Genomic DNA, 2,180 nt, shown 5'->3' with positions numbered 1-2,180 from the left:
CGGTCCGCACCCTGGCAGGGTGCGGACCGACGTCGTTCGCGGCTTATCAGGCCGAGGTGTCAGCGCTTGACTGTCTTGAGCTGCTGGGTCCAGAAAGCACCCGTGGTGATGACATCGCTGCCGTCCCAGGCGTCCAGGCCCTTGAGTTCGGGGATGTCGGAGCCGGTGAACACGGGCTCCTCACCGCGGCGACGCTGTGCCTCGTAGTTCTTGAGCACCTTCACGGCCACACCGGAGAGGAGGACGATGGCAATCAGGTTGGTGGTGGCCATGAACGCCATGAACACATCCGCCAACGCCCAGACCAGATCCAGTGCGACCACGGCGCCCAGCATCACGAAGGCCAGAGTCACCAGACGGAATGCCAGCATGGCCTTCCGGGAACCGGTCAGGAAGAGGATGTTCGCCTCTCCGTAAAAGTAGTTGCCGATCACGGACGAGTAGGCGAACAAGAAGATCGCCACGCTCAGGAAGTGAATGGCCCAGGTTCCCAATTGGTCGGCCAGTGCCGTCTGGGTCAGGGCAGCGCCCTGGGTGGTGCCGTATTCGGGATTGGAGAGCAACACGATGAATGCAGTCATCGAGCAGATCAGCAAGGTGTCGAAGTAGACACCCAAGGACTGCACGTAACCCTGCTTGGCCGGGTGCGAGATCGACGCCGTGGCACCGGCGTTCGGGGCAGAACCCATACCTGCCTCGTTGGAGAACAGACCACGACGCAGACCCATCATGAAGGCCGCGGCAAAGCCACCCGAGACGAACTCTCGGATGCCGAAGGCGCCTTCGATGATGTGCATGAACATGGCGGGCACCTCGGTGATGTTCATGACAATCACGATGACGCCCAAAGCGATGTAGAGCAGCGCCATCGCGGGAACCAGGGCCTGAGTGACTGCAGAGATCCGGCGGATACCGCCGAAGATGATCAACGACGTCAGGATCACCAGCAGGAGACCGACGACGACCTTGAAGGCCATTCCGTTGCCCGGTGTGACATCGACCCCGAACGAGCTGGACATCGAGTCCACGATCGCATTGGCCTGCACCGAGTTGAACACGAAGGCGTAGGTGATGGTGATGATCACCGCGAACCAGGCGCCCATCCACTTGGCATTCAAACCGTGCGTCATGTAGTAGGCAGGGCCGCCGTAGTACCCGTGGTGTCCGGTGCGCTTGTAGAGCTGACCAAGCAGGGATTCGACGAACGCCGATGCCCCGCCGATGGCCGCGATCATCCACATCCAGAAGACAGCCCCCGGACCACCCGTGCTGATGGCGATGGCCACACCGGCGATGTTGCCCGTTCCCACGCGGGATGCGGCGGAGACGGTGAAGGCCCGGAAGGATGAAATGCCCTTCTTGCCGTCGGGGTCTTCACCGGGAGGGTCCCCCAGAACCCGGAACATCTCCGGGATCGAACGCCATTGCACGGCACGCGTGCGAACGGTCAGGAAGAGACCGGTCCCTACCAGCACGACGAAGACGACGTACCAGATCCAGTTGCCGACGGTGCCGACGAGTTCGGTGAGCTGTTCCACGGTTGCTCCAATGGTGTGAGGGAGACAGACAAGGGGCACAGACCGCGGTAACCAGCTTCCGCAACACGCCCCGATCGGGGCACTGTACATCACCGCCGTCACGCACAGATCTCGTATCCTGCCCCGACCACAGCTGTGTCGGCCCCTGAAGGTAGAGTTCTGAGCACGTTCAAGAGTCGCGGCCCAGGGACTGGCCGGCCGCGCGGCAACCCGACATCGACCGGGTGCCCCCAGATCAAGAACGGGCTCACCGGCACAGGTCGTGAGCAAGATTCGATACGGGGCTCCGCCCCGGGAAGGTGGCTCACATGCCGTCCTCGTCCTCCTCTCCCGCCTTCGGTGAGAACACCGATTCCAACCGTGCCGCACATCGGTTCGAGACCTTCCGCCCACGCGAGGTACCGGACCGAGAGATCACTGTCCGCAGCGAGCATTGGCTCGGATTCACGCCGACCGAAGCACACCAGTGGGCGGGCGTCCTTTTCCTGTTCCCGCAGTTCCCGTCCGGAGCCACGGTTCTGGCTGCCGCCAGTCAGACCTGGCGCTCCGGAGGGGTCCCCCATCTCCTAGGTGTACCTGGCCATGACGTTGGTAGCAGCGGGTCGGGTTGAACGAGGGAGAACCTCCGAGTGGGATGTGGCT

At 62.8% G+C, this 2,180-nt stretch carries 2 protein-coding genes and 1 riboswitch; of the genes, one reads left to right on the top strand and one right to left on the bottom strand.

Features of this window, described 5'->3' with window-relative positions:
• Window positions 1-59: 59 nt before the first annotated feature.
• Window positions 60-1,538, bottom strand: a complete 1,479-nt coding sequence (locus tag GWK18_RS11220; protein ID WP_166835325.1) for an alanine/glycine:cation symporter family protein — start codon at window positions 1,536-1,538, stop codon at window positions 60-62.
• Between the two features lie 167 nt (window positions 1,539-1,705).
• Window positions 1,706-1,817, top strand: a riboswitch (SAM riboswitch).
• A gap of 29 nt (window positions 1,818-1,846) precedes the next feature.
• Here GWK18_RS11220 and GWK18_RS11215 point away from each other — a divergent pair.
• A complete protein-coding gene (locus tag GWK18_RS11215) occupies window positions 1,847-2,149 on the top strand; it encodes a hypothetical protein (protein WP_166835323.1) in 303 nt (100 codons plus the stop codon).
• The last annotated feature ends 31 nt before the right edge of the window (window positions 2,150-2,180 follow it).

This window comes from Kocuria sp. JC486, assembly GCF_011602805.1.
GTDB classification, from domain to species: domain Bacteria; phylum Actinomycetota; class Actinomycetes; order Actinomycetales; family Micrococcaceae; genus Kocuria; species Kocuria soli.
This window is presented reverse-complemented; position numbering and strand designations above follow the sequence as displayed.

Bases quoted from the DNA above. Each gene is read 5' to 3' on its own strand.
- GWK18_RS11215 (WP_166835323.1), top strand. From the start codon at position 1,847: ATGCCGTCCTCGTCCTCCTCTCCCGCCTTCGGTGAGAACACCGATTCC.